At 71.9% G+C, this 23,765-nt stretch carries 23 protein-coding genes; 7 read left to right on the forward strand and 16 right to left on the reverse strand.

From position 1 onward, the window contains the following. Positions 1-86: 86 nt before the first annotated feature. A complete protein-coding gene (locus KUM49_RS40715) occupies positions 87-1,001 on the reverse strand; it encodes an expansin EXLX1 family cellulose-binding protein (RefSeq protein WP_217241976.1) in 915 nt (304 codons plus the stop codon). Between the two features lie 187 nt (positions 1,002-1,188). Beyond that, the gene (locus tag KUM49_RS40720) at positions 1,189-2,736 is read right to left on the reverse strand and encodes an alpha/beta hydrolase (protein WP_217241977.1); all 1,548 of its coding nucleotides are present in this window, start codon (positions 2,734-2,736) and stop codon (positions 1,189-1,191) included. A gap of 135 nt (positions 2,737-2,871) precedes the next feature. Here KUM49_RS40720 and KUM49_RS40725 point away from each other — a divergent pair, with 135 nt between their 5' ends. From KUM49_RS40725 to KUM49_RS40745, 5 genes are all read left to right on the forward strand, one after another. Continuing rightward, positions 2,872-4,059 carry a histidine kinase gene (locus tag KUM49_RS40725; RefSeq protein WP_308406979.1) on the forward strand — a complete coding sequence of 396 codons (1,188 nt, stop codon included), beginning with the start codon at positions 2,872-2,874 and terminating at the stop codon, positions 4,057-4,059. After that, positions 4,047-4,700: a response regulator transcription factor gene (locus KUM49_RS40730; protein ID WP_217241978.1), complete on the forward strand. Its 654-nt coding sequence runs from the start codon at positions 4,047-4,049 to the stop codon at positions 4,698-4,700. The genes KUM49_RS40725 and KUM49_RS40730 overlap by 13 nt, the downstream gene beginning before the upstream one ends. Before the next feature lie 58 nt (positions 4,701-4,758). Next, positions 4,759-5,067 (forward strand): hypothetical protein, encoded by a 309-nt coding sequence (locus tag KUM49_RS40735; RefSeq protein ID WP_217241979.1) that lies wholly within the window; start codon positions 4,759-4,761, stop codon positions 5,065-5,067. A gap of 63 nt (positions 5,068-5,130) precedes the next feature. After that, entirely contained in the window at positions 5,131-6,405 is a 1,275-nt protein-coding gene (locus KUM49_RS40740; RefSeq protein WP_217241980.1) for a cytochrome P450, read from the forward strand. 19 nt (positions 6,406-6,424) lie between these two features. After that, on the forward strand, positions 6,425-6,670 hold the full coding sequence (locus KUM49_RS40745; RefSeq protein WP_217241981.1) for a hypothetical protein: 246 nt from the start codon (positions 6,425-6,427) through the stop codon (positions 6,668-6,670). Between the two features lie 100 nt (positions 6,671-6,770). Here the strand turns inward: KUM49_RS40745 and KUM49_RS40750 are convergent, their stop codons facing one another. From KUM49_RS40750 to KUM49_RS40760, 3 genes are all read right to left on the reverse strand, one after another. Continuing rightward, positions 6,771-7,754 (reverse strand): SDR family oxidoreductase, encoded by a 984-nt coding sequence (locus KUM49_RS40750; protein WP_217241982.1) that lies wholly within the window; start codon positions 7,752-7,754, stop codon positions 6,771-6,773. A gap of 91 nt (positions 7,755-7,845) precedes the next feature. Then, positions 7,846-9,966 carry a SpoIIE family protein phosphatase gene (locus tag KUM49_RS40755; protein ID WP_308406980.1) on the reverse strand — a complete coding sequence of 707 codons (2,121 nt, stop codon included), beginning with the start codon at positions 9,964-9,966 and terminating at the stop codon, positions 7,846-7,848. A 178-nt stretch (positions 9,967-10,144) separates the two neighbouring features. Continuing rightward, positions 10,145-10,366, reverse strand: a complete 222-nt coding sequence (locus KUM49_RS40760) for a hypothetical protein (RefSeq protein ID WP_374200266.1) — start codon at positions 10,364-10,366, stop codon at positions 10,145-10,147. A 214-nt stretch (positions 10,367-10,580) separates the two neighbouring features. Here KUM49_RS40760 and KUM49_RS40765 point away from each other — a divergent pair, with 214 nt between their 5' ends. Both KUM49_RS40765 and KUM49_RS40770 read left to right on the forward strand, forming a co-directional pair. Further along, complete coding sequence (locus KUM49_RS40765) at positions 10,581-11,141, forward strand: hypothetical protein (protein ID WP_217241984.1); 561 nt, start codon at positions 10,581-10,583, stop codon at positions 11,139-11,141. Next, positions 11,138-11,296, forward strand: coding sequence for a hypothetical protein (locus KUM49_RS40770; RefSeq protein WP_217241985.1), 159 nt, complete (start codon positions 11,138-11,140; stop codon positions 11,294-11,296). Before KUM49_RS40765 ends, KUM49_RS40770 begins: the two co-directional genes overlap by 4 nt. A 9-nt stretch (positions 11,297-11,305) precedes the next feature. On the opposite strand, the gene KUM49_RS40775 is transcribed toward KUM49_RS40770, so the two are convergent. From KUM49_RS40775 to KUM49_RS40825, 11 genes are all read right to left on the reverse strand, one after another. Then, positions 11,306-11,449 (reverse strand): hypothetical protein, encoded by a 144-nt coding sequence (locus KUM49_RS40775; protein WP_217242162.1) that lies wholly within the window; start codon positions 11,447-11,449, stop codon positions 11,306-11,308. A gap of 77 nt (positions 11,450-11,526) precedes the next feature. Further along, the gene (locus tag KUM49_RS40780) at positions 11,527-11,700 is read right to left on the reverse strand and encodes a hypothetical protein (RefSeq protein ID WP_217242163.1); all 174 of its coding nucleotides are present in this window, start codon (positions 11,698-11,700) and stop codon (positions 11,527-11,529) included. 67 nt (positions 11,701-11,767) lie between these two features. Then, positions 11,768-14,758, reverse strand: a complete 2,991-nt coding sequence (locus KUM49_RS40785; RefSeq protein ID WP_217241986.1) for an esterase-like activity of phytase family protein — start codon at positions 14,756-14,758, stop codon at positions 11,768-11,770. 110 nt (positions 14,759-14,868) lie between these two features. Beyond that, the gene (locus KUM49_RS40790) at positions 14,869-15,804 is read right to left on the reverse strand and encodes an ABC transporter permease (protein ID WP_217241987.1); all 936 of its coding nucleotides are present in this window, start codon (positions 15,802-15,804) and stop codon (positions 14,869-14,871) included. After that, entirely contained in the window at positions 15,801-16,922 is a 1,122-nt protein-coding gene (locus KUM49_RS40795; protein WP_308406981.1) for an ABC transporter permease, read from the reverse strand. The genes KUM49_RS40790 and KUM49_RS40795 overlap by 4 nt, the downstream gene beginning before the upstream one ends. Next, positions 16,919-18,508: an ABC transporter ATP-binding protein gene (locus KUM49_RS40800; protein WP_217241988.1), complete on the reverse strand. Its 1,590-nt coding sequence runs from the start codon at positions 18,506-18,508 to the stop codon at positions 16,919-16,921. The genes KUM49_RS40795 and KUM49_RS40800 overlap by 4 nt, the downstream gene beginning before the upstream one ends. 13 nt (positions 18,509-18,521) lie before the next feature. Next, positions 18,522-19,517, reverse strand: coding sequence for a BMP family protein (locus KUM49_RS40805; RefSeq protein ID WP_254402541.1), 996 nt, complete (start codon positions 19,515-19,517; stop codon positions 18,522-18,524). A 207-nt stretch (positions 19,518-19,724) separates the two neighbouring features. Continuing rightward, positions 19,725-20,477: a purine-nucleoside phosphorylase gene (deoD, locus tag KUM49_RS40810; protein ID WP_308406982.1), complete on the reverse strand. Its 753-nt coding sequence runs from the start codon at positions 20,475-20,477 to the stop codon at positions 19,725-19,727. Continuing rightward, complete coding sequence (locus KUM49_RS40815; protein WP_217241990.1) at positions 20,474-21,223, reverse strand: glutamine amidotransferase; 750 nt, start codon at positions 21,221-21,223, stop codon at positions 20,474-20,476. Before KUM49_RS40815 ends, deoD begins: the two co-directional genes overlap by 4 nt. A 78-nt stretch (positions 21,224-21,301) precedes the next feature. Beyond that, positions 21,302-22,342, reverse strand: a complete 1,041-nt coding sequence (locus KUM49_RS40820; protein WP_217241991.1) for a LacI family DNA-binding transcriptional regulator — start codon at positions 22,340-22,342, stop codon at positions 21,302-21,304. Continuing rightward, positions 22,332-23,699 (reverse strand): amidohydrolase, encoded by a 1,368-nt coding sequence (locus KUM49_RS40825; RefSeq protein ID WP_217241992.1) that lies wholly within the window; start codon positions 23,697-23,699, stop codon positions 22,332-22,334. The genes KUM49_RS40820 and KUM49_RS40825 overlap by 11 nt, the downstream gene beginning before the upstream one ends. Between the last annotated feature and the right edge of the window lie 66 nt (positions 23,700-23,765).

Consider the following 23,765-nt stretch of genomic DNA (forward strand, 5'->3'; position numbering starts at 1 on the left):
CACGATGCCCACTGACGGTCCGCCGACAGCAGTCACTTCATCCGTGCCGTCAAGAAGCAGATGTGCGGCACGACCGGGCGGCGGGGTCAGTGGCCGGCGAACTGGACCCTCGTGGGCTGTACGACGTCCGGACGGATCGCGAGCCCGTCGACCGTGAGCCGTTCTCCGAAGATGTCGGTGACCCTGATCGCGCCGCCGCACCCGGTGCCGTCTTCGGAGATGAAGTAGTTGTAGTCGGTACGGGAGAGCTGACGCCAGCCGCTGCCGGCGCGAACCTCCAGACGGGCCACCGGATTCCGGTGCCCTATGGCCTGGATGCCGCACCAGTAGCGCGTGGACCCCGTCTTGTACCGGACCGACATCGTGCCTGAGCTCGCGGGGCTCACCAGCTTCCACGTGATCGCGATCCGGCCGAGCGTGGGGTCGGCGAGCTTGGCGAAGGCCTCCGCACTGAGGTCGATCTGCCCCGGAGCGCACTCCCCCGGGCATTCGTTGGTGATGCGGACGGTGATGGAGGTCCCGTCGGCCGCGCGGACCGACACGTACGCGCCGCAGGCCTTCGCCGACTCGTAGTCGGTGGAGTTCATCGCGCCGGTCATGACGTCGTCGCTCGGGTCGTACAGGCAGGCGCCTCCGCCGTCGGAGTCGTAGAAGGTGGCGACGCCTTCGTAGGTGACGCCGGGCCGTATGCGTCCCGCCAACGGTGCGCCGGCGGACGCCGCTTGCGGGGCGTCCGTGGGCGACGGCTTCGCCGACGCGGTGGTCGCGTCGGCGGACGGCGTCCGTGAGGTGGCCTTGGCCGAGGGCTTCGCCGACGCGGTGGTCGCACTGCCGGAGGGGCGCGGAGACCCCGTCGCGGTCGGGGCGTTCGCCGAGGTGCCGGCGACCGGCGTGGGCGCGGCGTGCCTGGTGTCGGCCTCGCCCTCGGGGAGGAGCACCACGACCAGGGAGGCGACTATGAGCACCGCGGCAGCCGAGAGGAACAGCCAGCGCCTGTACACCGGACCTCCTTGACGGCCGCCACCGGGAGTGGTGAGTGACGGGCGCAGTGATCGTGCCAGACCCGGGGCAGGGCGGCAAGCCCGGTTCCGGGGCGCAGTTGGGGCCGGGAGCGGTCCGGGCGCCGCGTGAACGGGACGCCCGGACCGCTCGCGGCTTCCGGTCACGGCCTCCCTTCACAGCTTCCGGTCACGGCTTCCGGCACGTCAGGCCCTTGGTGGGGAGCGTTCCGGACTCCAGGTAGGCGTTCACCTTCAGGTCGACGCAGTCGTTGCCGTAGGCGCCGTAGATGCCGTGGGCGATGGCGCCGCGCAGGGTGAGCAGGCGGGAGCCGGTCATCTGCCGGTGCAGGGCCCGGGCGCCCCGGTAGGTGGTGGCGGTGTCACCGGTGGCGGAGACGATCAGTGCCGCGGCCCGGTTGGCGATCCTGGCCGGTTGCTCCCGTGGCGGTTCGGGCCAGAAGGCGCACGGGGCGATGTTGTGGGTGATCGGCCCGAACAGGGGGTGGCGGGTCCGGCTGTCCTGGATGTCGTTCCAGTAGACCTCCGGGTCGCGTGGGGCGGCGCCGTCACCGCACATGATCGCCGCCGCCGGACTGACGAGGTGCGAGGTCGCGCCGTCCAGGGTGAAGCGCAAGACCCCTTCCAGTTCGGGGTTCGGGGTGACGGTGGCCCCGCTCGTCGCCTCGTCCAGCACGCGCATGGTGGACGCGAACCCGGCGCGCGCCTGGTCCTGGTCGCTGCCGACGCCGCCGTACACGAGGTACGGGATCACGTGCTCGTCGACCGTGTAGGAGCCGACGCGCAGCGGACGCGTCGAGGACGCCTGGACGATCCGGTCCACGGTGGCGAGCACGGCGCGCGGAGTCCGGCCCAGGCCGTAGTCGTGGTGCCGTGCCGCGGTCCAGGACGCCCAGGCGCGCAGGGCCCGTTCCGAGGGGGGTTCCGTGCCGACCAGCGGCCTGGGGCCCCACCGGCGTGGATCACCGGCGCTGTCGAGGACCATCCGGTCGGTGCGGCCGGGGAACATCTGGGCGTAGACGGCACCGAGATAGGCGCCGTAGGAGTAGCCGAGGTAGGAGATCCGGCGCTCGCCCAGCACAGTGCGGACGATGTCCATGTCCCGGGCGGTGTTACGGGTGTTGACGTGCGGCAGCACATCGCCGTGCCGGCGCTCGCAGCGTTCGGCGAGGTCCTTCTGGAAGGCGATCTGCCGGTCGAATCCCGCCCGGTCGGATCCGGCCGAGCGTATCCAGAGGCCGGCGGGCCATCCGCAGTCCAGGGGGGTGCTGCGCCCCACGAAGCGCGGATCCAGCCCGATCAGGTCGTAGCGTGCGCCGGCCTTGCCCAGGTGCGCGCGGGTCTCCAACGGCATGCCGAGGGTCGGCTCGCCGGGGCCGCCGTGGTTGAGCACGATGGTGCCGATCCGGCGGGCCGGATCGGTCGCCGGCAGCCGCGACACGGCGATCTTGATCGTCGGGCCCTTCGGCCGGCTGTAGTCCAGTGGCACGGTGACCTGGGCACACCGGGCACCGGCCCGGTCCAGGCCGGTGCCCGGTTCGTCGTCCGGTCCCTGCCGGCAGTCCGCCCAACGGACCTGTTGCCGGTGGTAGTCGGCGAGGTCCGAGGCGGGGGCGTTCGTGGCGAGCGCGGCGGTGCCCGAGGCCGCCAGGGCCAGGGCGGCGCCGGGTGCGGCCAACCGGCGTGCCAGGGTGCCCAGTCGGGTCTTCTTCGTCATGGCCGTGACGCTAGGTCCGCCTCGGCGCCCGGAGAATGCAGCCGACTGCCGGCTGAAGGTACAGGTAGCTGTACTGCCTCGCCGACGCTGTGCCCTGATACTGAGTACTCGGTCGGCGGGTGGAAGGGGGCGGGCGTGCCGGGACGCTGGGCACAGCCGTTGCGCGGCACGGGCTACCTGCTCGGTTGTCTGCCGACCGCCCTGGTCACCCTCGTCGCGTTGCCGCTGCTGGTGCTGCCGGCTCCGGCGCACGCCTGGGGGGACTGGCACCGGCGGCGGGCCAGGAGGCTGCTCGGCGTCGCGGTTCCGGCTCGGCCGGCGGCACCGCCCGGGGGCCCCCGCGCCTGGTGGCGTCGGATGCGCGACGATTCCGGCGCGCGCCGAGGCATGCTGTGGCCGGTGGCGCACGTGGCCACGGGGCTGCCCTTCGGTCTGGCCGTCCTGTTGTGCGTGGGCAACCTGTTCACGGCGTTGGTGGCCATGACGCTGTGGTGGGTGTTTCCCGCCGGTTCGGGGCCGCATCTGATCGGCGACGTGCCGGTGACCGACTGGGCGCGCGCGCTGACCGCGGCACCGTTGCAGGCCGTCGTCCTCGCAGCGGCGGCCTGGTGGGGCGGCCCGCTGCTGGCGCGTGCGCATGCCCAAATCTGCCTGGCGCTGCTGTTGCCGTCGGCCACCGAAAGACTTGCGCGGCGGGTGGAGGTACTGACCCGGACGCGGGCGGGAGCCCTGGACGCCCACGCCGCCGAGCTGCGCAGGATCGAGCGTGACCTGCACGACGGCGTACAGGCCCGGCTGGTGGCGGTCGCGGTGCGGCTCGGAGTGACCCGCGAGTCGCTCACCGACGCTCCCGAGAGCGTGACCAGGCTGCTCCGGGAGGCGCACGAAGGCATCGAGGAGGCCATGACGGAACTGCGGACCGTGGTCCGCACCACCTATCCGCCGATCCTGGCCGACCGCGGCCTGGGCGGAGCGCTGGCGGCGCTGGCCGCCGACTCCGTCGTGCCGACCCGGCTGCACGTCGGCACGCTGGACGCGGTCCCGGCCGCGGCGGAGTCGGTGGCCTACTTCGTGGTCGCCGAGGCGCTGACCAACACCGCCAAACACGGCCGCGCCACACGCGCCGAGGTACACGTCCGGCGTACGGGCGCCCGGCTGTCGATCGAGGTCGGCGACGACGGGATCGGCGGCGCGGACGAGACGCTGGGCACCGGCATCGCCGGGATCCGCCGCCGCGTGCTGGCCCTCGACGGCACCGTCCGGATCACCAGCCCTCCGGGCGGCCCGACGAGGATCGCCGTGGAGGTGCCGTGCGGGTCGTGATCGCCGAGGACAACGTGCTGCTGTCCAGCGGTCTGGAGCTGCTTCTGGCGGCCAAGGGCTTCGAGGTCGCCGCGGTCACCCGCGACGGCCCCGCCTTCCTGGCCGCTGTCGCCGAGCACCGGCCCGACGTGACGATCGTCGACGTACGGCTGCCGCCCTCGTTCAAGGACGAGGGGATTCACGCCGCTCTGCGGGCACGCCGTCTCCACGCGGGCCTGCCGGTTCTCGTGCTGTCGCAGTACGTCGAGCGGGAGTACGCCCGGGAGTTGCTTTCCGACGGCCAGGGGGGCATCGGCTACCTGCTGAAAGACAGGGTGAGCCGGGTCGCGGAGTTCACCGACGGGCTGCGCCGCGTCGCCGCCGGCGGCACCGCGATGGACCCCGAGGTCATCGCCCAACTCCTTCTCCGCCATGACGACGACCCCCTGTCCCGCCTCACCCCGCGCGAACACCAGGTCCTCGCCCTCATGGCCGAAGGGCACGACAACACCGCCATCGCCGACCGGCTGGCCGTCACGGACAACGCCGTCCACAAACACATCGGGCGCATCTTCGCCAAGCTCGGCCTGGCCACCGCCGGCAGCGGTCACCGCCGGGTCCAGGCGGTACTCGCCCACCTCGAGCACCGCCACCGCCTCTGACCGGTTCGAACGCGGCACGACGATTCACGGATCGGGCCGCCGGGTACCCGCGCACGCCATGGGACGCGTCAAGCAGTACGCCGTAGCCGCCTCGGGACAGTGGACCGACGAGGAGGAGGGCCGGCGCCGGCTGCCCGCGGGTGAGGTCCACGCCTGGGAGCCGGGCATGAACCAGACCGTGTGCGGGCTGTCACTCAGCCGCTCGCAACTGGTCCGCTTCCCGCACGTCGTCTGGCTGGACACCTTCCCGGAGTCCGGCGGAGCCGCGGACCGGGTACGACGCCAGTGTCCGCGCTGTGCCTCCGTCGCCGGACGCCGTGGCGCTGACGCACGACCGAGGTGGCAGCGCATCGATCCCCGGCCGTGAGTGCGGCGGCCGGTGGCGATCGGGCCGCGTTTCCGGCCGGGGCCGCCGGGCACTCGTCGAGCCATGAATCAGAGTCGTCGCCCCCCGATCGCCGACAGCTCACTCGCCCTCCTCGCCAAGGGGTACGCCTGGCTTCCCGATCGCCGGCGCCGTGCCGCGGGCCCTGTCGTGCGGACCCGGCTGATGGGCCGGCACGCCGTGGCGCTGCACGGGCCGGAAGGAGTGCGGTTCTTCTACGACGAGCGGCATGTGGAGCGCCGGACGGCGCTTCCCGGTCCGGTGCTGAGCACACTGTTCGGTCACGGAGCCGTGCACACCCTGGACGGACAGCCCCACCGGGTACGCAAGGAGATGTTCCTCTCCCTGCTCACCGGTCCGGAAGCGGTCGCCGGCCTGGTCGGCGACGTCACCGACGTGTGGGACGAGGCCGTGCGCTCGTGGTCCGACCGTCCGTCGGTCGTCCTGTTCGACGAGGCGAGCCGCATCCTCACCCGAGGCGTCTGCCGGTGGTCCGGCATCCCCCTCGCCGACGCCGACCTCCTGGCCCGGGATCTGGTCGCCATGGTCGACGGTTTCGCCACGCCCGGACCGCGCCACTGGCGGGCCCGCCACGCGCGGGCCCGCAGTGAGGCGTGGCTGGGAGGCCTGGTCGACGACGTACGGAAGGGGACCGTCACCGCGCCGGCCGGATCGGCGCTGGACGTGGTGGCCCTGCACCGGGACGCCGACGGGCAGTTCCTCGACCCGCACACCGCCGCGGTCGAACTGCTCAACGTCATCCGACCGACCGTCGCGGTGTGCTGGTTCGTCGCGTACGCCGGTCACGCACTGCACAGCAGGCCCGAGATCCGGGAAGAGCTGCGCGAGGGCGACCCCTCGTACGCCGTGGCCTTCGCCCACGAGCTGCGGCGCTTCTACCCCTTCGCCCCCTTCCTCGGCGGCCGGGCCGTCACCGATCTGGAATGGCGGGGGGAACCGATCCCGTCCGGCACGCTGGTCCTGCTCGACCTCTACGGCCAGAACCACGACCCCGACCTCTGGACCGATCCGTACGCCTTCGCCCCGCGGCGCTTCCTGGAGCGGCCGCCCCAGCGGGACGAGCTCGTTCCGCAGGGCGGTGGCGACCGGTCCACCGGTCACCGCTGCCCCGGTGAGGACGTCACGATCGCGCTGCTGACGGCTCTCGGCCCACGGCTTGCCCGGCTGGAGTACGACGTGCCCGACCAGGACCTGCGGATCCCGCTGACCCGCCTGCCGGCCCGTGTTCGCAGCGGATTCGTCATGGAGGCGGTCCGTGTACCGGCGCCCGCTCACCTGGCCGCGAGGACGGCGGTCTGATCCAGGAGGAGGCCATCCGATGATCACCGGCGAGCATGTCCGCGAGTTGCTGAACCGTGAGGACGACGCCGTGCTGGTACTGCTCCGCGGCCGGGCCGAGGTGGTCCCGGCGCCGGACCTGGACTCGGAGCGCTGTCGCGGCGCGATGCCCGTGGTGTCCGGCCGGGATCTCAGGGAACGCCTGGACGCCGACCCGTCGGCGTCCGGCGATCCCGACGCGGTGGCGGCCGCCCTCGACGCGACCGTGCGGGAGCAGGGCGGCTGAGGACTACGGCTGCCCGGCGGGCGGCCCGCGCGCAGGTACGCCGTACAGCTTGCCGCTGTACGGCGTACCTGCGTTGCGAACCGCTCAGGCCGGCTTCTTGTCAGGTTCCCGAATGGGTCAGAACCCGACGGCCGGCGGTCACGGCCGCTCCCGCCACCGCGGCGGCGACGGCCGTCCTGCGCAGCGCGGTGCGCCGGCGCCCGCCCCAGCCGCCGTGCACTGCTCCCTCGCCGGGAGCCGGTACGTGCAGCGCTCCGTGTGTCGCCGGGGCTTCTTCGCGGGACAGATGGGTCTTGTCCGTCTGCCGTGCCATCGCCCGCTCCGCCAGTCCCGGTGCCAGCCGGGACTGACGTACCAGAGCCCGGCCCGCGGGGCCGACCACCACTTCACGGTGCGGGTGCCGGACCTGGTCCACGACGGCTCGGGCGACCCGTTCCGGGCTGTAGACCGGGGGCATGGCGACCACCTTGCGCCCGGTGAAGTTCGCCGCCTGCTCGAAGTGCGGGGTGTCGATGGTCGCGGGCATGACCGTGCACACGTGAATGCCCTTCACCCCCTCCACCCGCAGCTGCTGCCGAAGGCTCGATCCGAGCCCTTGGACGGCGTGCTTCGACATGCTGTACGGGTGGCTGTACGGCTGCGCGACGGCACCCACGATGGACGAGATGTTGATCAGCGTGCCCGTCCCCTGCTCCCGCATCACCCGCAGAGCCGCTCGGGCCCCGTGCACGTAGCCCATCACGTTGACGTCCAGGACCCTGCGGAAGTCCTCCAGGGGCACGTCCTCGAAACGGCCGAAGGCGTTGACGGCCGCGTTGTTGACCCAGACGTCGATCCGCCCGAACTCCTCCACGGCACGCCGCGCCAGATCCTCGACCGCCTTGACGTCCGTCGTGTCGGTCGGCACGACCAGCGTCCGCGCCCCCCGGTGCTTCGCGCACTCCTGCGCGGTCGCCTCCAACGCCTCCTCACGGCGTGCGGCCAGCACCACGGCGCATCCCTTGCGCGCGAACGCCTCGGCCGTGGCCTGTCCGATCCCGCCGGACGCTCCGGTCACCACCACCACATGATTTCGCCACCGCATCCCGTACCTCCTCGGATCTGCCCGAGCCGGACGCCTCGTGTCCGGCTCCGCAGCGGACCGGGTACCCGGCACCGCCGAGTCATCTCGGCTGTCACCGGCCCGTTCCGTGCTGCAGCACCAGGAGTGCGACGTCGTCGGTGCGCTGCTCGGTCGCGCTGGCCTTCCGCAGCAGCTCGTCGATGAGCAGGTCCAGGTCCCGGTCGTCGGCGTGGGCGAGGTGGTGGGCGAGGTGGGCGATGGAGTCGTCGAGGTCGACGGTCGGCGTCTCGACGAGGCCGTCGGTGTAGAGGACGAGCAGCCCGCCCGGGGTGAGCGGGATCTCGGTCAGGGGGAAGACCGCGTCGGGGTCGATCCCCAGGAGCGGACCCGGCGTGACGTCGACGGGCCGGGTGTCGCCGTCGGGCAGCCGCAGGAGCGGCGGCGGATGGCCGGCGGAGGCCAGGGTCGCGCGCCGGCGGGCGAAGTCGAGGTGGACGTAGAGGCAGCTGGTGAACAGGTCGGGGCCGAGATCGGTCAGGAGCCGGTTGGTCCTGGCCAGGACCTGGTCGGGAGCCGTGCCGAGGGTCGCGTGGGCGTGGACACCGGTGCGGACCTGGCCCATCAGGGCGGCGGCGGCGACGTTGTGGCCCTGAACGTCGCCGATGACGGCCGCGGCTGCCGTGTCGCCCAGCCGGATCAGGTCGTAGAAGTCTCCGCCGATGTCCATGCCACGGGTCGCGGGCAGGTAGCGGGCGGCGACCCGCAGGCCGCTGATCCGGGGCAGGGTGCGCGGGAGCAGTGCCTGCTGGAGGCCGTGGGCGAGCTCGTGCTTGGTGTCGTACAGGCGGGCGCGGTCCAGGGCCTGGGCGACGAGCCCGGCGAGCGACGTCAGGACGGCGCGTTCCTCGGCAGGGAACTCGTGGGGGCTGTCGTAGGACAGGATGCAGATGCCGACGGGCCGGCCGGAGATGATCAGCGGCAGGAAGGCCCAGGCCTGCTTGCCGCTGATCAGCGGGGCTTCGGGGTAGATGCGGCGCATCTCCTCCGGGTCGGAGAAGAACGCGGGGATGCCGCTGGCCAGGGCGTGCCCGGCCGGGGTGAAGTCGGTGTCGAGGGGCAGGGCGTCGAGGCGTTCGATGGTGTGGGGGGCATAGCCCCGGTGGCCGTTGATGCGCAGCCGGCCGCCGTCGGCGGTGGACAGGACCAGACCCTGGGCGCCGAAGGCGGGCATGATCTGGTCGGCGACCAGGTCGACGACGTCCTGCACACCGACGACCTCGGTCAGTCCGGCGGCCAGGTGGGTGAGCTGGTAGAGCCGGCCGGCGCGGGTCGGTGTGACGGTGTGCGTGGACCAGCGGGGCGCCGGTACGGGCGGGGGCTGGGCACCGCTGGGGACGATGCGGATGCTGATGCCGCTGGCGTCCGGGTAGAGGTGGAACTCCAGCCACTGGTCCGGCGGGCGGCACGCGGTGAACGAAACGGCTTCGCGGCTGATCACCGCGGCACGGTAGCGGTCCTCGTAGGCGGGATCGTCGAGCCAGCGCAGGGACTGCCACGGCAGGGTGCCCAGCAGCTGACCGGCTTCGCTGCCCAGCAGCCGGCAGGCGCCGGAGCTGAGGTAGGTGAAGTGCCCCTCCAGGTCCAGGGCGCAGCTGCCGCCGGGCAGGCGCTCCACGAAGTCGGCGGCGGCCGTCGCCGGGCTCGCGGACCGGTGGCCGGTACCGGTGGGGACGACACGAGGCAGGGCGCCACGGGCCGGGGTCCCGCCGTGTTCGTCGGCTTCCTGCAGCAGCCGGGCCAGGCGTCGGCAACGGGAGGCGATGTGTCCCCGCTCCCGTCCGGTCATGTACGGCGGACGGGTGGCAGGCCACATCAGCAGCAGGACGCCCCAGCGCCGGGCGCCGGTGACCGGTGCGGCCACCAACGCCAACGGGTAGGGCAGCACCATCGCGGTGCGCGGATAGGAGCGGGCCATCTCCTCCTGGCTGCCCACCCACACCACCCGGTCCTCACGGACCGCCTCCGCCACCGGTGCCGGGGCTGCCGTCGACACCCTCGCCCACGGTGCGGCGAACTCGGCCGGCGCCCCGCACAGCACGTCCAGCCACAGCAGCTGCTCGTCCGGTGCGAGCAGGTAGAGGGCGCCGATGGACGCGCCGGTTCGGCGGACCGTCTCCGCGAACACGGCATCCAGTTCCTGCGTATCGGCGGCCGGGTCACCCCTGCTGGTCACGAGGCACCTCCGGCGTCGCAGGGGACCTTCCCGGACGGCCGCGGGCGCCCCGCTGCTCCGCTCGGGGCACGGCATACCCGTGCCGGACGTACCCGACCTCGCCCATAAGAGGACGTTACGCCCATAGGGAGCGGCAGGCACGCCCTCCCGCGCACGCTTCAGGACTTCGCACGGCAGGTCAGTACAGCAGCGCGACCGCCCGTCCGATGCCGGAATCACCACCGGTGACCAGCGCGACCTTCCCCTCCAGCTTTCCGCTGGCCCGATAGCGGCTCGCCCGGTAGCTCGGCGCGGTACGCATGTCGGCTTCCAGGCCGGGCCACTTCTGCTTGTCGGAGTCGTAGGGCGGAGCGGGTTCGGAGACGACCTGCGGTGCGGAGTCTTCGTGCTCGGACTGCAAGGTTTCCCTTTCGTCGGTGCGCCCACGACGGGCACGAGCGGCTTCCTCCCTCTCGCGCCGCGCCGCGCTTTCCCCCACCGCGTGCCCGATGAGGCGAGGGCCACGCTTTCCGTCCGGGTCCGCATGTGCACCGGCGTGTGCCCGGCTTCCTCGGGGTACTCGGCACCGCGCCGATGTCGCCCGAGGCGCAGCCGATCACGAAGGGAGAGCCCTGATGGACGACCGCCCGAACCCGACCGACACGGACCTGCTCGGCATCTACCTCAACGATCACCTCGCCGCAGCCACCCTCGGCGTGGACCGGGCCCGGATGCTGGCCGACGCCGAGTCCGAGCGGGACCCCGAGCTCGCCCACGCGGTACGGCCGATCCGCGACGAGATCGCCGAGGACCGGGCGGACCTGCTGAAGATCATGCGAGGGCTCGACATCCCCGTACGCCGCTACAAGGTCGTCGCGGGCCGACTGGCCGAGAGGGCGGGCCGGCTCAAGACCAACGGCCGACTCGTCCGCCGTTCTCCGCTCACCCCGATGCTGGAGGTGGAGCTGCTGCGCCTGGGCGTGGAGGGGAAGGCGGCCGGCTGGCGGACCCTGCGCACACTCGCCGACGCCGACGACCGTCTCGACCCCGGGCACCTCGATGATTTGCTCGCCCGCGCCCAACGCCAGCTGGACACGCTGGAACGGCTGCGCCTGCGACAGGTCACGACGGCCTTCCAGCAGACCGACGACCGGTCCGACGACGTGAGCCCCGTCCCCCAGGAGGCACGCTCATGAACGACCACACACCCTCCCAGGCAGAAGGCGAACCCGAGGAGACCGACACCCGGAACACGGCCGACGGCCCGGCTCCGGACCACCCGACGCCGTCCCAGGCCGAGGGCGACCGCGATGACGCGGACGACACCGGCGGCTCCGGCGCCGGGTCCTGACTCCCGCCCTCACGCACTGGCGAGCAGCTGCGGCGAGAGTTCCTTGATCATGGTGTTGGTCCAGCGCATCTGACGCAGGGTCCGCGGGTGGCAGGAGCCGGCCAGCCCGAGCAGCCGGTCGTCCGACGTGGCCTGTGCGACCTGCGCGAGCATCTGCCAGGGCAGCGAGTTCCGAGAACGGCGGGAAGGATCCCGCCCGGATGCCGGGCAGGATCCCCCTGTACGAGCGGCTACTTGTCGGGCGTCTCCCGCCACACCTGTGCCGCCATCACTTCCGCTTCGGCCTGTGGCGTACCGGCCCTGACCAGGATGATTCCCCGAGACCCGTCCGGAAACGTCACCGCGCGCATCGCCGTGCCCAGCGGGCCCGGCGTCGACTGCTCCGACATGACGACCCCAATCATTGGACGAACTGTCAGCGTAACGGAATCGCCCCGCCGAGCCGCTGGACGTCTCCGACCGGGCCCGTTGTCAGGGCAGCTCGTTCACACGGTCGGTGCCGGGCGGGGCGACCGGACTGTGGGCGGTGAGGTAGTCGGTGAGCGCCGCGATGTCGTCCCCGCCGCCGACGGTTCCGGTGCCCTCGGCGAAGGTGGTGAATCCGTCGCCGCCCGCGGCGAGGAAGGTGTTCGCGGTCACCCGGTAGGTGGCGTCCGGATTCAGCGGGTCGCCGTCGAGCCTGATCGACGCCGGGTCGATGCGGTCGCCGACCGGGGCGCCGCGTGAGAAGGAGTACGTCAGGCCCTTGGAGACGCCGAGCATGAGAGTGGGGGCCCGGGTGCCGGAGTCGTTGAACTGCTCCTCCAGGATCTTCTCGATCTGCGCCCCCGTCAGTTTCAAGGAGACCAGCGACCCGGCGAAGGGCTGTACGGCGAAGGCCTCCGCGTAGGTGATCTCGCCGGGGGCCTCCCCTCCCGTCGACGACGCCTGCACCAGGTCCGCCCGTACCCCGCCCGGGTTCATCAGGGCGATCCGGGCCCCGCCGCGTTCCGGTGCCGAGGTCGCGGCGAGTTGGGCGTCGGCGACGAGGTTGGCCAGGTCGGATTCGGCGTCGCGGGTCTCGGAGCGGGTGATGTCTGCGGTCACGCTGCCGACGACCCGGTTGGCCAGCGGGGCAGACAGGGCCTTCCACTTGTCGATGACGGCGCTCTGGTCGGCGTCCTTGGCGCCGGTGCGGGTGACGAGGTGGTTCATCGCGGCGACCTGGTCCCGTACGACGTCCCCGGTACGGCGGTCGACCGGCAGCCGGGTCTCGGTGACCACCCGGCCGAACGACGACGCCGAGGTGACCAGGCGGGGATGGCCGGCCGGGTCGGGCAGGGAGCAGATGTACGGCTGGTGGGTGTGGCCGGTCACCACGGTGTCGATCGCCGGGTCGAGGTGCTGGGCGATGTCGACGATCGGCCCGGAGATGCCGTCGCACTGTCCGTACGATCCGGCCTGCACGCCGCCCTCGTGCAGCAGCACGACGATCGCCTCCACGCCTTGCCGGCGCAGTTCGCGGGCGGAGGCGTTGGCGGTCTGGACCTCGTCGAGGAAGCGTACGGACGTGATGCCGGACTGGCCGGTGACCTCGGGCGTGCCCTCCAGGGTCATGCCGATGAAGCCGACCTTCACCCCGTCCGCCTTCTTCACCCAGGTGGGCGCCAGCAGGGGCTTGCCGGAGACGCGGTCGATGACGTTGGCGGCCAGCCAGGGGAACTCGGCGCCGTCGTACGGCTCGTCCTTGATGAAGCAGCCGTCCTCGGGGTGGCAGCCCCCGTGCTGCATGCGCAGCAGTTCCTCGGTGCCCTCGTCGAACTCGTGGTTGCCGACGCTGGTGACGTCCAGGTGCAGCTTCTCCATGGATTCGACGGTGGGTTCGTCGTGGAAGAGGCCGGACAGGAAGGGACTGGCGCCGATGATGTCGCCGGCGGCGACGGTCAGCGAGGTGTCGGTGCCCTGTCTCAGCTGGCCCAGCCGGGCCGCGAGGTGTTCCGCGCCGCCGACCGGGGTGGATTTCGGGTCGAGCTTGGAGCCGAGGTTGGCGTCGCGTCCGGTGGGCGGCTCCAGGTTGCCGTGGAAGTCGTTGAAGGACAGCAGTTGGACGTCGACGGTGGACGGCTGCTTCTGCGCCGTGGGGAAGGCGCGGGTGTACGAGATCCAGAGCTTCACGTCGGCCGAGTCCGTACGGCCGTTGCCGTCGAGGTCTCCGGCCGGGCCGGCGGTCGGGACGGCCGCCAGGTCCCTGGCGTCGACGGCACCGTCACCGTCGACGTCCGGTGTGCGGTGGGCCAGCAGCCCTGAACGAACCGCCAGCAGATGGAACTTGGTGACGCTGCCGTTGAAGCCGAAGTTGTCGTCGGCGACGAGGACGAGCGAGCGGGATCCGTCGGGCAGCCTCGGTCCCCAGGTGATGCCCTCGACGTTGTCGGCGTCGGTGCCGGAGGTGGTGAAGTCGTACAGGAGCTTCTTCGGCATGGGCTTCTCGGTGCCGGACAGGGCTTCCTTTCCGCCTACGTCCGTCGCGCCGATGATGCTGGTCCAGTAGAGGCGGATGGAGAAGCCGACACCGGAGGCGAAGGACCGTTCGACGGTGAGGTGGTCGGTCTCGTTGACCGCGAGGATCTCGGAGACTCCCCGGTCCGCCGAGTACGTGCCGACGGGGGCGGGCAGCGGCGCGGTGGGCGCGTCGGAGATCGGGTCGACCTCGTAGACGTGCTCGGCCTCCGGCTTCCCCGTCCGGCGGTCCATCAGCAGCAGGCGGGACGGGCTCTTGACCGTCAGCCCGGCCGCGGGGCCGTCCTGGACGAGGGCGTTCTCGGTGATGGTGGCCACCGTGCGCCCGTCCGGGGAGAGGGTGAGCCCTTCCAGCGCCTGGTTGTTGCGCACCCCGGCGGTGAGGGTGCCCGAGGCCGAGCGGACGGGAGCGTACGCCTGGGGCAGCGGCAGTTCGCGGACGTACCCGCCGGAGGCGGCCGCCTCACGGACGAAGGCGGGCTGCCCGGCGGAGGAGGCGCCCTCGCTGGTCCACAGCAGGCTCTCGCCGCCGGGCGTCCAGCGGATCGCCTCGGGGTCGACGGCCTTGGGGGCGAAGGGTTCGCCGGTGGTGTCGGCGAGCACGTTCAGGGTGTCGAGGTCGGGCTTGTCGTGGGCGAAAGCCGCCCCGTCGAGCGGCAGTCGGAGGGTGTAGAAGCGAGCCTTGCCGTTCTCCGAGCGGTCGTCGCTGACGGCGACGTACTCGCCGGACTTCTGGTCGTAGTCGATGCCGGACAAGCCGCCGAACGGCATGCCGAACTCCGTCGTCCCGGCGGGCACCGTGAGGGTGTCGAGGAGCCGGACGTCCGGTGCCTTCCCGGAGGCATCCGCCTCCGGTTCCGCCGCGAAGCCGTTCGTCAGGGCCAGGCTGCCGAGGAGTCCGGTCGCGGCGAGGGAGGCGAGGAGCGCACGTCTGCGGCGGCGCGAGGGTGGTCTGTGTCGCATGGGTGTCCTTCCAAGGAGAGGCACAGGGGCGTGCGGGCATGGCTCGCCGGCCCGCACGCCCGGCGAGGTGCGGGCGGGTGGGAGAGCCCAGTGAGAGGGGTGACGAGGCGTCAGAGTGAGGCGGCGGCCGGCACCGCTCGGCCCCGGCGCTTGCGGCGCCACGCGTACAGGGCGAGGGCGACCAGCGTCATCGCGTACGGGATCGTCGACACCAGCTGCGGTGGTACGTCGAGCGAGCCGAGCTGCACGGCCAGTGCCTCCGCCGCCCCGAAGCCGAGCGCGGCGAGGAAGACACCCCACGGCCGCAGGCCGCCGAGGAACACCGCGGCGAGGGCGATGAAGCCGCGGCCGGCCGTCATGTCCCGTACGAAGAAGGAGACGTAGCCCATGCTGAGGAAGACCCCGGCGAGTCCGGCGAGGGCCCCGCTGAGGGCGAGTCCGGTGTACTGGACGCGCCGTACGGCGATGCCGACCGAGGCCGCCGCGTCGGGCATCTCGCCGACCGCGCGCAGGTGGAAGCCGAAGCGGGTGCGGTAGAACAGCCAGGCGACGAACGGCGCGGCCAGGAAGGCCAGCCACGTGACCATGTTCTGGCCGCTCAGCACGTCGCCGACCACCGGGATGTTCTCGACGCCCGGCAGGGTGACCGTGGGCAGGCTGCCGCTCTTCAGGCCGGAGGTGCCGCCCTTGTCGTCGAGAAGGCTGTAGACGGCGTAGGCGGTGCCGCCGGAGGCGAGGAGGTTGAGGCCGATGCCGGCGATGATCGCGTCGGCGCCCAGTTCCAGGTGCAGGGCGGCGAGCAGCAGGCCCAGGAGTGTCGCCATCGCGACGCCGCTGACCGCGCCCAGCCAGACGGAGCCGCTGTATCCGGCGACGAGCGCACCGGTGCAGGCCGCGCTCAGCATCTGGCCCTCCAGGGCGATGTTGCTGATGCCGGCGCGTTCGGCGACCAGCCCGCCGAACGCGGCGAGCAGGTACGGCGTGGCGATCCGCAGCGCGGCGGCCAGGAAGGCGCTGCTGAGGACGACGTCGAGCACGGAACTCATCGGACGCCCACCTGCCTGCGCGCGATCCGCCGCTTGAGGAGGTCGGGCAGGGCCTGGGCGGTGACCAGCAGCACGATGACCGCCTGGATGACCACCACGATCTCGGTGCCGACGTCCGTCTGCTGTTCCATGATGTCGCCCCCGGCGCGCAGGTAGGAGTAGAAGAGCCCGGCGACCACGACGACCAGCGGGTTGTTCCGGGCCAGCAGGGCGACCACGATCCCTTCGAAGGCGAGGCTTCCGGCGAGTCCTGGTTCGAGCCGTCCGTACACGCCCTGGACGAGGTGGGCTCCGGCCAGGCCCGCGACGGCGCCGCCGATGACGAAGCTCCACTCGATGACGCGGGGCACGCGGATGCCGCCGTAGGCCGCGAAGTCGGGGTTGGCGCCGGTCATGCGGATGCGGTAGCCGAGCGGGGTGCGGGTGATGAGCAGCCACAGCGCGACGGCGGTCAGCAGCATCACTCCGAGGCCGATGTTGGCCCGGCCCAGCGGGACGCCGAACCAGTCGGTCAGTGGCGTGAGCACGGAGTCCTGCTGGATGTTCTTCGAGTGGACGGCACTGCTGCCCGGCTCCTTCAGCGGGCCGTTGACCAGGTAGTCGTAGACGCGGACGACGATCGCGTTGAGCATCAGCGTGGCCACGATCTCGTTGGCGCCGAGGCGTGCCTTCATCGATCCCGGAACTAGGCCCATTCCGGCGCCCGCGGCGGCGGCCGCGGCCATGGGCACGATCACCGCGACGACGGGCGGCAGCGGCAGGAAGACCGCGACGGTCGCGGCGGCCAGCGCACCGGCGTAGACCTGGCTCTCGGCGCCGAGGCTGATCTGCCGGGCACGGAAGGGGATCGCGACCGACAGCCCGAGCAGGGTGAGCGTGGTGGCGTCCTCCAGCCAGCGGCCGACGCGGAAGGAGCGGTCCAGCGGGCCGGTGAGCATCACCTCGTAGGCGCGGACCGGGTCGTTGCCGGTGGCGAGCATGACGAGGAAGCCGATGGCCAGGGCGGCCAGGATGGTGGCCATGGCCATGCTGAGGTCGACGGCGAAGTCGCGGCGCCGGGTCGCCCGGTACTCGCGGCGGTCCTCGGTTTCGATCGCCGTCATCGGGGTGGTGGTCACGGGGACACCTCCCCCACGGTGTCCAGACCGGCCGTGAGCCGGTCGCGTTCGTGTTCCTCGACGCCGAGCATGTACAGCCCGACCCGCTTCTCGGTGAGGCCGGTCGTGTCGTCGAACCGGGCGACCAGCCGGCCCTCCTTGAGGACGAGCAACCGGTCGGAGAGGGCGAGGAGTTCGGTGAGGTCGGCGGAGATCAGCAGGACGGCGGCGCCTGTGTCGCGTGCGTCGACCAGGCGCTCGTACATGAAGCGCATCGCGCCGATGTCCACTCCGCGCGTGACCTGGGAGGCGATCAACAGGCGCGGCCCGGCGGAGAGTTCACGGGCGACGATCACCTTCTGCATGTTGCCGCCGGACAGCGCCCGCACCGGGACCGACGGGTCGGGCGTGCGGATCGCGTACTGGTCGATCAGCTGCTCGGCGTGGGCGCGTACGGCGCCCGGGTGCAGAACGCCACGGCGGGCGAGGGGCGGGCGGTCGTGGCGGTCGACGACGAGGTTGTCGGCGATGGACGCGTCGAGGGCGGCGCCGTTGTGCAGCCGGTCCTCCGGTACGTAGCCGATGCCGGCCCTGCGGTGTCCCGCCACGTCGAGACCGGCCGTGTCGGTGCCGTCGATGTGGACCGTGCCCGCGGTGGGGCGGCGCAACCCGGCGAGGATCTCGGCGAGTTCGCTCTGGCCGTTGCCCTCGATGCCGGCCACGCCGACGATCTCCCCGGCGGCCACGTCGAAGTCGAGGCCGTGCAGGGACTGGCCGGTCGCGGCCTCGTAGCCGAGGCTCCGTACCCGCAGGGTGGTGTCCGTGGGACGGGCGGGGGCGCGGTCCACGTCCAGGGACATGTCCCGGCCGACCATCATGGAGGCGAGCGAGCGTTCGGTGGTGTCGGCGGTGGGGACCGTCCCCACCAGGGCGCCGGCGCGCATCACGCTCACCTGGTCGCTGATCTCCCGTACCTCGCGCAGTTTGTGCGAGATGAACAGCACGGTCATCCCGCCGTCGCGCAGCCGGCGCACGGCGGCGAACAGGTCCTCGGTCTCCTGCGGGGTGAGCACGGCGGTCGGCTCGTCGAGGATCAGGACGCGGGCCTGCCGGTGGAGTGCCTTGAGGATCTCGGCGCGCTGACGCATGCCGACCGACACCTCCTCGACGCGGGCCTTGGGGTCGACGGTGAGTCCGGACTCCTCCGCGAGCCGGGCGGTCGTCTCCACGGCCGCCTTCGGGTCGACCAGGCCGCGGCGGCCCGGTTCCACGCCGAGGACGACGTTCTGGGCGACGGTGAAGGACGGCACCAGCATGAGGTTCTGGTGCACCATGCCCACGCCCAGGGCGATCGCCGAGGCGGGGCCCCGCAGTACCCGGGGCCGTCCGCCGACCAGGATCTCGCCCGCTCTGGGCTGCTCCAGGCCGTAGAACATCTTCATCAGCGTGGACTTGCCCGCGCCGTTCTCCCCGACGACCGCCCGGATCTCGCCCCGCGGAACCTCCAGGTCCACGGCGCGGACCGCGCGCACCCCGTTGGCGTAGGTCTTGGTGACCTGGCGGGCGGCGACGGCCGGTCCGTCCTCGCCCCATGGCTCGTTCATCATCAAGGCCGTTCGGTTAGAGGGCGCTGGGCACCGTGACGGAGCCGGACTTGACCTTGTCGGCCGCGTCCTGGACCTCGGTGCGGATCGTCTCGGGCACCAACTCCTTGAAGTGGTCGTCGTTCACGTAGCCGACGGCGTCCTCGGCGAGGCCGACGGTGGAGACGGCGCCGTACTTCAGGGTGTCCTTCTGGTCCTCCTGCGCGGCCTTGTACAGGGCGTTGCCGACGTTCTTGAGGATGGAGGTGACGACGGTGTTCTTCTGCGCCTGGTCGGCGAGGGTCTGGTACTGGTCGGAATCCACGCCGAACGCGTACCGCTTGGCGCTGACGGCCGACTCGAAGGTGCCGAGCCCGGAGAGCCCGGCGACCGGCCACACCAGCGCGGCACCCTGGCCGTACATGGCGGTGCTGATCTCCTTGCCCTTGGCCGGGTCGCCGAACGGCTTGTCGCCGCCCACGTACTGGACGAGGACGTCGGACTTCTTTCCGCCGGCGGCCTGGAAGCCCGACGTGAAGCCGACGACGAAGTCCTCGATCAGCGGGATCTTCACGCCGCCCATGACGCCGGCCTTCTTCAGTGATTCCGTTCCCTCGAGCGCTTTCGCGGCCACCAGCTTCTCGGCCAGGAATCCCGCGAGATAACCGCCCTCGTTCTGCTTGAAGGTGACGGAGTAGACGTTCTCGCACTTGTTGGAACAGGCGCCGTTCTTGCCGCTGTAGTCGACCGGTGCGTCGAAGACCCAGAACTTCTTGTCCGGGAATTCCGGGGCGAGTTTGCCGATGTAGTCGGTGACGTCGAAGGTGCCGGCGGCGAGGATGTCGTAGTCGTCGGCCGAGGCGGCGTCCTCGAAGCCGGGCTCCCACTTGGTGCGGTCGGAGCCGAGCTCCACGACCTTGAGCTGGTAGCCGAGGTCCTTGGCGGCCCGCTGCAGGCCGGCGTGGGCGGAGTCGAAGAACGACTTGTCGCCCAGCCCGCCGTTGATCACCAATTTGATGCGCGGCTTGCCCAAGGACGCTGCCCCGGAATCGTCTCCGCCCGATCCCCCGCAAGCGCTGAGTCCGAGCATCCCCGTCACCACGATGGCGGCGCTTCTTCGGTATCGCATCATCGACCTCCTGATCATTTGTTGCTGAGTGAGCGACTGCGTTGACAGTAGAAAGTGCAAAACGTTTTGGCTACGTTGCATGGTTTCTGTTTGATTTCCGGTCAGGGAATTTCAGACGGCGGTGAGCAGCGCGGTGGCGGCGATGCGCAGCGCCCGGTCGAAGTCCGCCTCGCGTTCCTCGGCCGTGAGGGCGTCACCGGTGCGGAGGTGGTCGGACACGGTCAGCACCGCCAGTGCCTCGCCGCCCTCGGCACACGCCACGGCGTAGAGTCCCGCCGCCTCCATCTCGACCGCGAGCGTGCCCCGGCGCTCCAGGGCGTCGAAGAGGGCGGGGCGGTCGAGGTAGAAGTGGTCGCTGCTGAGGACCGGTCCGATGTGCACGGCCGTGCCCCTGGGGAGTTCCGGCTCGGCGGCGTCCGCGGCGGCGCGCAGCAGCCGGTAGGAGGGAGCGAGGGAGAGGGTGAGGCCGTCCACGAGGAGGCGGCTGAGGCTGGAGTCGGTGTGCGCGGCGGAAGCGATCACCACGTCCCGCAGGGACACCGAGGCGGGGATCGCGCCGGCTGTTCCGACCCGGACGATCCTGCGCACGCCGTAGTGGCGGAACAGCTCCGTGGCGTAGATCGTCACGGACGGGATGCCCATGCCGGAGGCGAGCACCGACATCGCCGCGCCCCGGTGGGTTCCGGTGTAGCCGAGGATGCCGCGTACGTCGGTGACCTGCCTCGCGTCCTGAAGGAACGTTTCGGCGATGCGTCGGGCGCGGCGCGGATCCCCTGGCATCAGGACGAGGGGCGCGAAGTCTCCCGGCCGAGCCCCGATGTGCGGTGTGCCGGCGACGGCCATCCTCACGTCTTTGGCCGTCACAGCTCCTCCCCCGCGAGCCAGCGCACCAGCCGGTCCCACAACTCGGGATACCCCTTCCAGTCCAGGAAGGGCGGCGGTGCCCAGTGCGGTGCCACGTCGGAGGTGAACGCGGCGGATCTGCCCGCGCCGTGGCCGCCGACGACGAGCAGGGGGTGCCCGGCACACTCGGCGAGCAGCGACGCCTCCGGCCGCGCGGTGACCTCGTTGAGGCCGAGCAACGCGGGCCAGGACCGCTCCAGCCCCCGTACGACGGCGTGCTCGCCCACCACTTCGGGCAGGGCACCGGCCGGGAGCTCCACCCGGTCGTCGCGGTCCAGGATCGTCACCGGCAGGGCGGCGGCGAGCGGGGACCGTCCCCAGCGTGCGCGGGCGTCGATGCCGCTGAAGGTCAGATAGCCGCCGATCATCAGCACCCCGCCGCCCCGCTCCACGAAGCCGCGCACCAGCTCGGACCGGTCGGGTGAGGGCACGGAGCGGGTGAAGGTCTCGCGCGGGAGCTGGAAGCTGTTGGCGCCCACGTCACTGATGACGACGACGTCGTACGCGTCGAAGCCGTCGGCGGCGAGAGGGAGACGGGTCGGGATCTCGTGCGAGGGCACGTAGGTCACGTCGTGGCCGCGTGAGCGGAGCGCGTCCAGGAAGGCGCCTCCGCCCTCGGTGTACTCGGAGGTGTGGAAGGCGTCGAAGCCTTTCTGGTGGACCGTGTAGGTGAACCAGGACTCGCCGACAACGAGCACTCTGGGCATGGCGAACCGCCTTTCGGGGCAGGGGGCATCGGCACGGGAACTCCGTGCCGGGCGACGGCAGTTGAAGCCGGGTGAGGATCAGCGGGCGGCGGGTGCCGTGGTGCCGCGGACCTTGAGTTCGACGGGAAGGGTGTGCCGGGAGGCGGGCGGGACCTCGCCCCGGGTGACGTACTGGAGGAGCTGGGCGGTGGCGGTGCGGCCAACGTCGTAGGCCGGCTGGTGGACGGTGGTCAGGGGTGGATGGGCCAGCGAGGCCGCCCGGATGTCGTCGAAGCCGACCACCGAGACGTCGTCCGGCACGGACAGCCCCGCCTCCCTCAGTGCCAGGAGGGCACCGAAGGCCATCAGGTCGTTGGCCGCGAACACGGCCGTGCAGTCCTCGGGGAGGCCGCCCTCCTGGACGAGTTCGGCGACCAGGCCGTATCCGGAGGTCTCCTTGAAGTCACCGACGCGTTCGACGACCTCGCCCCGGAAGGCCCGGACGAAACCGTGCGCACGGGCGTTGCTGCTCTTCAGGGCGCGCGGGCCGGTCAGCATCAGGGCCCGGCGGTGGCCGAGCGCCCGCAGGTGCTCGCCGACCAGCCGCCCGCCCGCCTCGTGGTCGGCGGTGGCGATGAGGGCGCCTTCGAGCCCTTCGACCTCCTCGTCGGCGAGCGCGATGGGGAACTTGCCCATCAGTGCCTCCAGCCTCCGCCGGGAAGGCGCTGACCCCGAGGCGTACACCATCCCGTCGATGAACCGGCTGCGGATCATGCCGAGGTAGCGGTCCTCGCGGTCGGCGTCGAACTCGGTGTTGCACAGGATCAGGCCGTAGCCGAGGTCGTGGGCGGCGTCCTCGGCGCCCTTGGCGAGCTCCGCGAAGAAGGTGTTGCTGATGTCCGGGATCAGCAGGCCGATCACCGAGGTGGACCCGGCCTGGAGGCTGCGGGCCAGCGACGCCGGGACGTAGCCGAGCCGGTTGACGACACTGCGGACCCGGGCGGCGGTGTGCTCGTTGACCGGCCGGTTGCCGCTGAGGACGTGCGAGACGGTGGTCGCGCTGACGCCTGCCGCGGCGGCCACGTCCTTGATGGACGCGGGGCGCCGGACGGCCGCCCGGTTGTACGGCTCAGGGGTCATAGTGCTGCACCGCCCTCCCGTGGGAGGTGTCGAGGATCCGGGCCACCCGGGCGTCGGCCTCGGCCAGCAGCGCGGGCTCGTCCACGGTGAGCAGCCGGCCGTCGCGCATCAGGACCCGGCCGTCGACGACGACCGTCCGGACGTCACTGGCGCGGGCGCTGTAGACCAGGGCGGCGCGCGGGTCGTGCAGCGGACGGCAGTGCAGCCCGGACAGGTCGGTCAGGACGATGTCCGCGCGCATGCCCGGCTCCAGCGCCCCGATCTCCTTCTGCAGGCCGAGGGCGCGGGCTCCGCCCCGCATGGCCATACGCAGGGTGTCGGAGACGGTCATCCAGGTGGCGTCCCCCACCGCCTGCTTCTGCGTGAGGGCGACCAGCCGCAGCGCCTCCCACACGTCGAGCGTGTTGTGGCCGGCGGCGCCGTCCGTGCCGACGGCGACCGTGACGTGGGCGGCGAGCAGGTCGCGGACCGGGGTGAGCGGGGACAGGGCGTGCTTGAGGTACACCTTCGGGCAGCAGGCCACGGCGGTCGTGCCGGCGTACTCGGCCAGCAGCGGCAGGTCGTCCTCGACGATCCCGCAGCCGTGCGCGATCAGCGCGCCGGCCTCCAGCACCCCCGTCTCGTGCAGCACCCGGACCGGGGTGATGCCGCGCCGCTCCAGGCTGGACCGGGTCTGCTCCAGGTGCTCGGCGGCGTGGACGTGGATCCGCAGGCCGAGCCGCCGGGCGTGCCCGGCGAGGGTCCGCAGGTCGCCGTCGTCGACCGTGTACGGGGCGTGCGGCCCGAGCGAGACGGTGACCCGGCCGCCGGCACGGCCGTGCCAGGTCTCGGCGAACGTCACCGTGTCCTCCAGGGCTTCCTGGCCTCGGCTGCTGAAGTACGTGGGCGCGATGTCGGCCCGCAGCCCGGTCTCGGTGACCGCCTCGGCGATCTGCTCGGGGAAGAAGTAGTGGTCGGCGAAGGTGGTGACACCGGAGCGGATCATCTCCGCGCAGGCGAGCCGGGCCCCGGCGCGTACGTCTTCGGGGGTGAGGTTGGACTCCATCGGCCAGACGCGGTCGTTGAACCAGCCCTCGACCGTCACGTCCTCGGCCGCGCCGCGCATCAGCACCATGGGGCTGTGCGTGTGCGCGTTGACCAGGCCGGGAACGGCCAGCAGTCCGCGCCCGTCGATCACCTCGGCCGCGAGGTCCGAACCGGAGGGGCCCCCGGTCGGTCGTACGTCCTCGATGACGCCGTCCGCCACCACGATGTCCTGCGCCCGCAGGATCTCGCACTCGCCCTGCGGCGGGACGCGCAGCACATCGCAGCCGCTCACCAGGAGGCGGTCGGTCGGCGAAGGCGTTCTGTGGCTCATGCGGCACAAGCTAGATATCCAAAACGTTTTGCACAACAGTCGTCGGCCAGGTCTCTTTCCCAGGTG

The organism is Streptomyces sp. AC555_RSS877 (genome assembly GCF_019049245.1).
Lineage (GTDB): Bacteria > Actinomycetota > Actinomycetes > Streptomycetales > Streptomycetaceae > Streptomyces.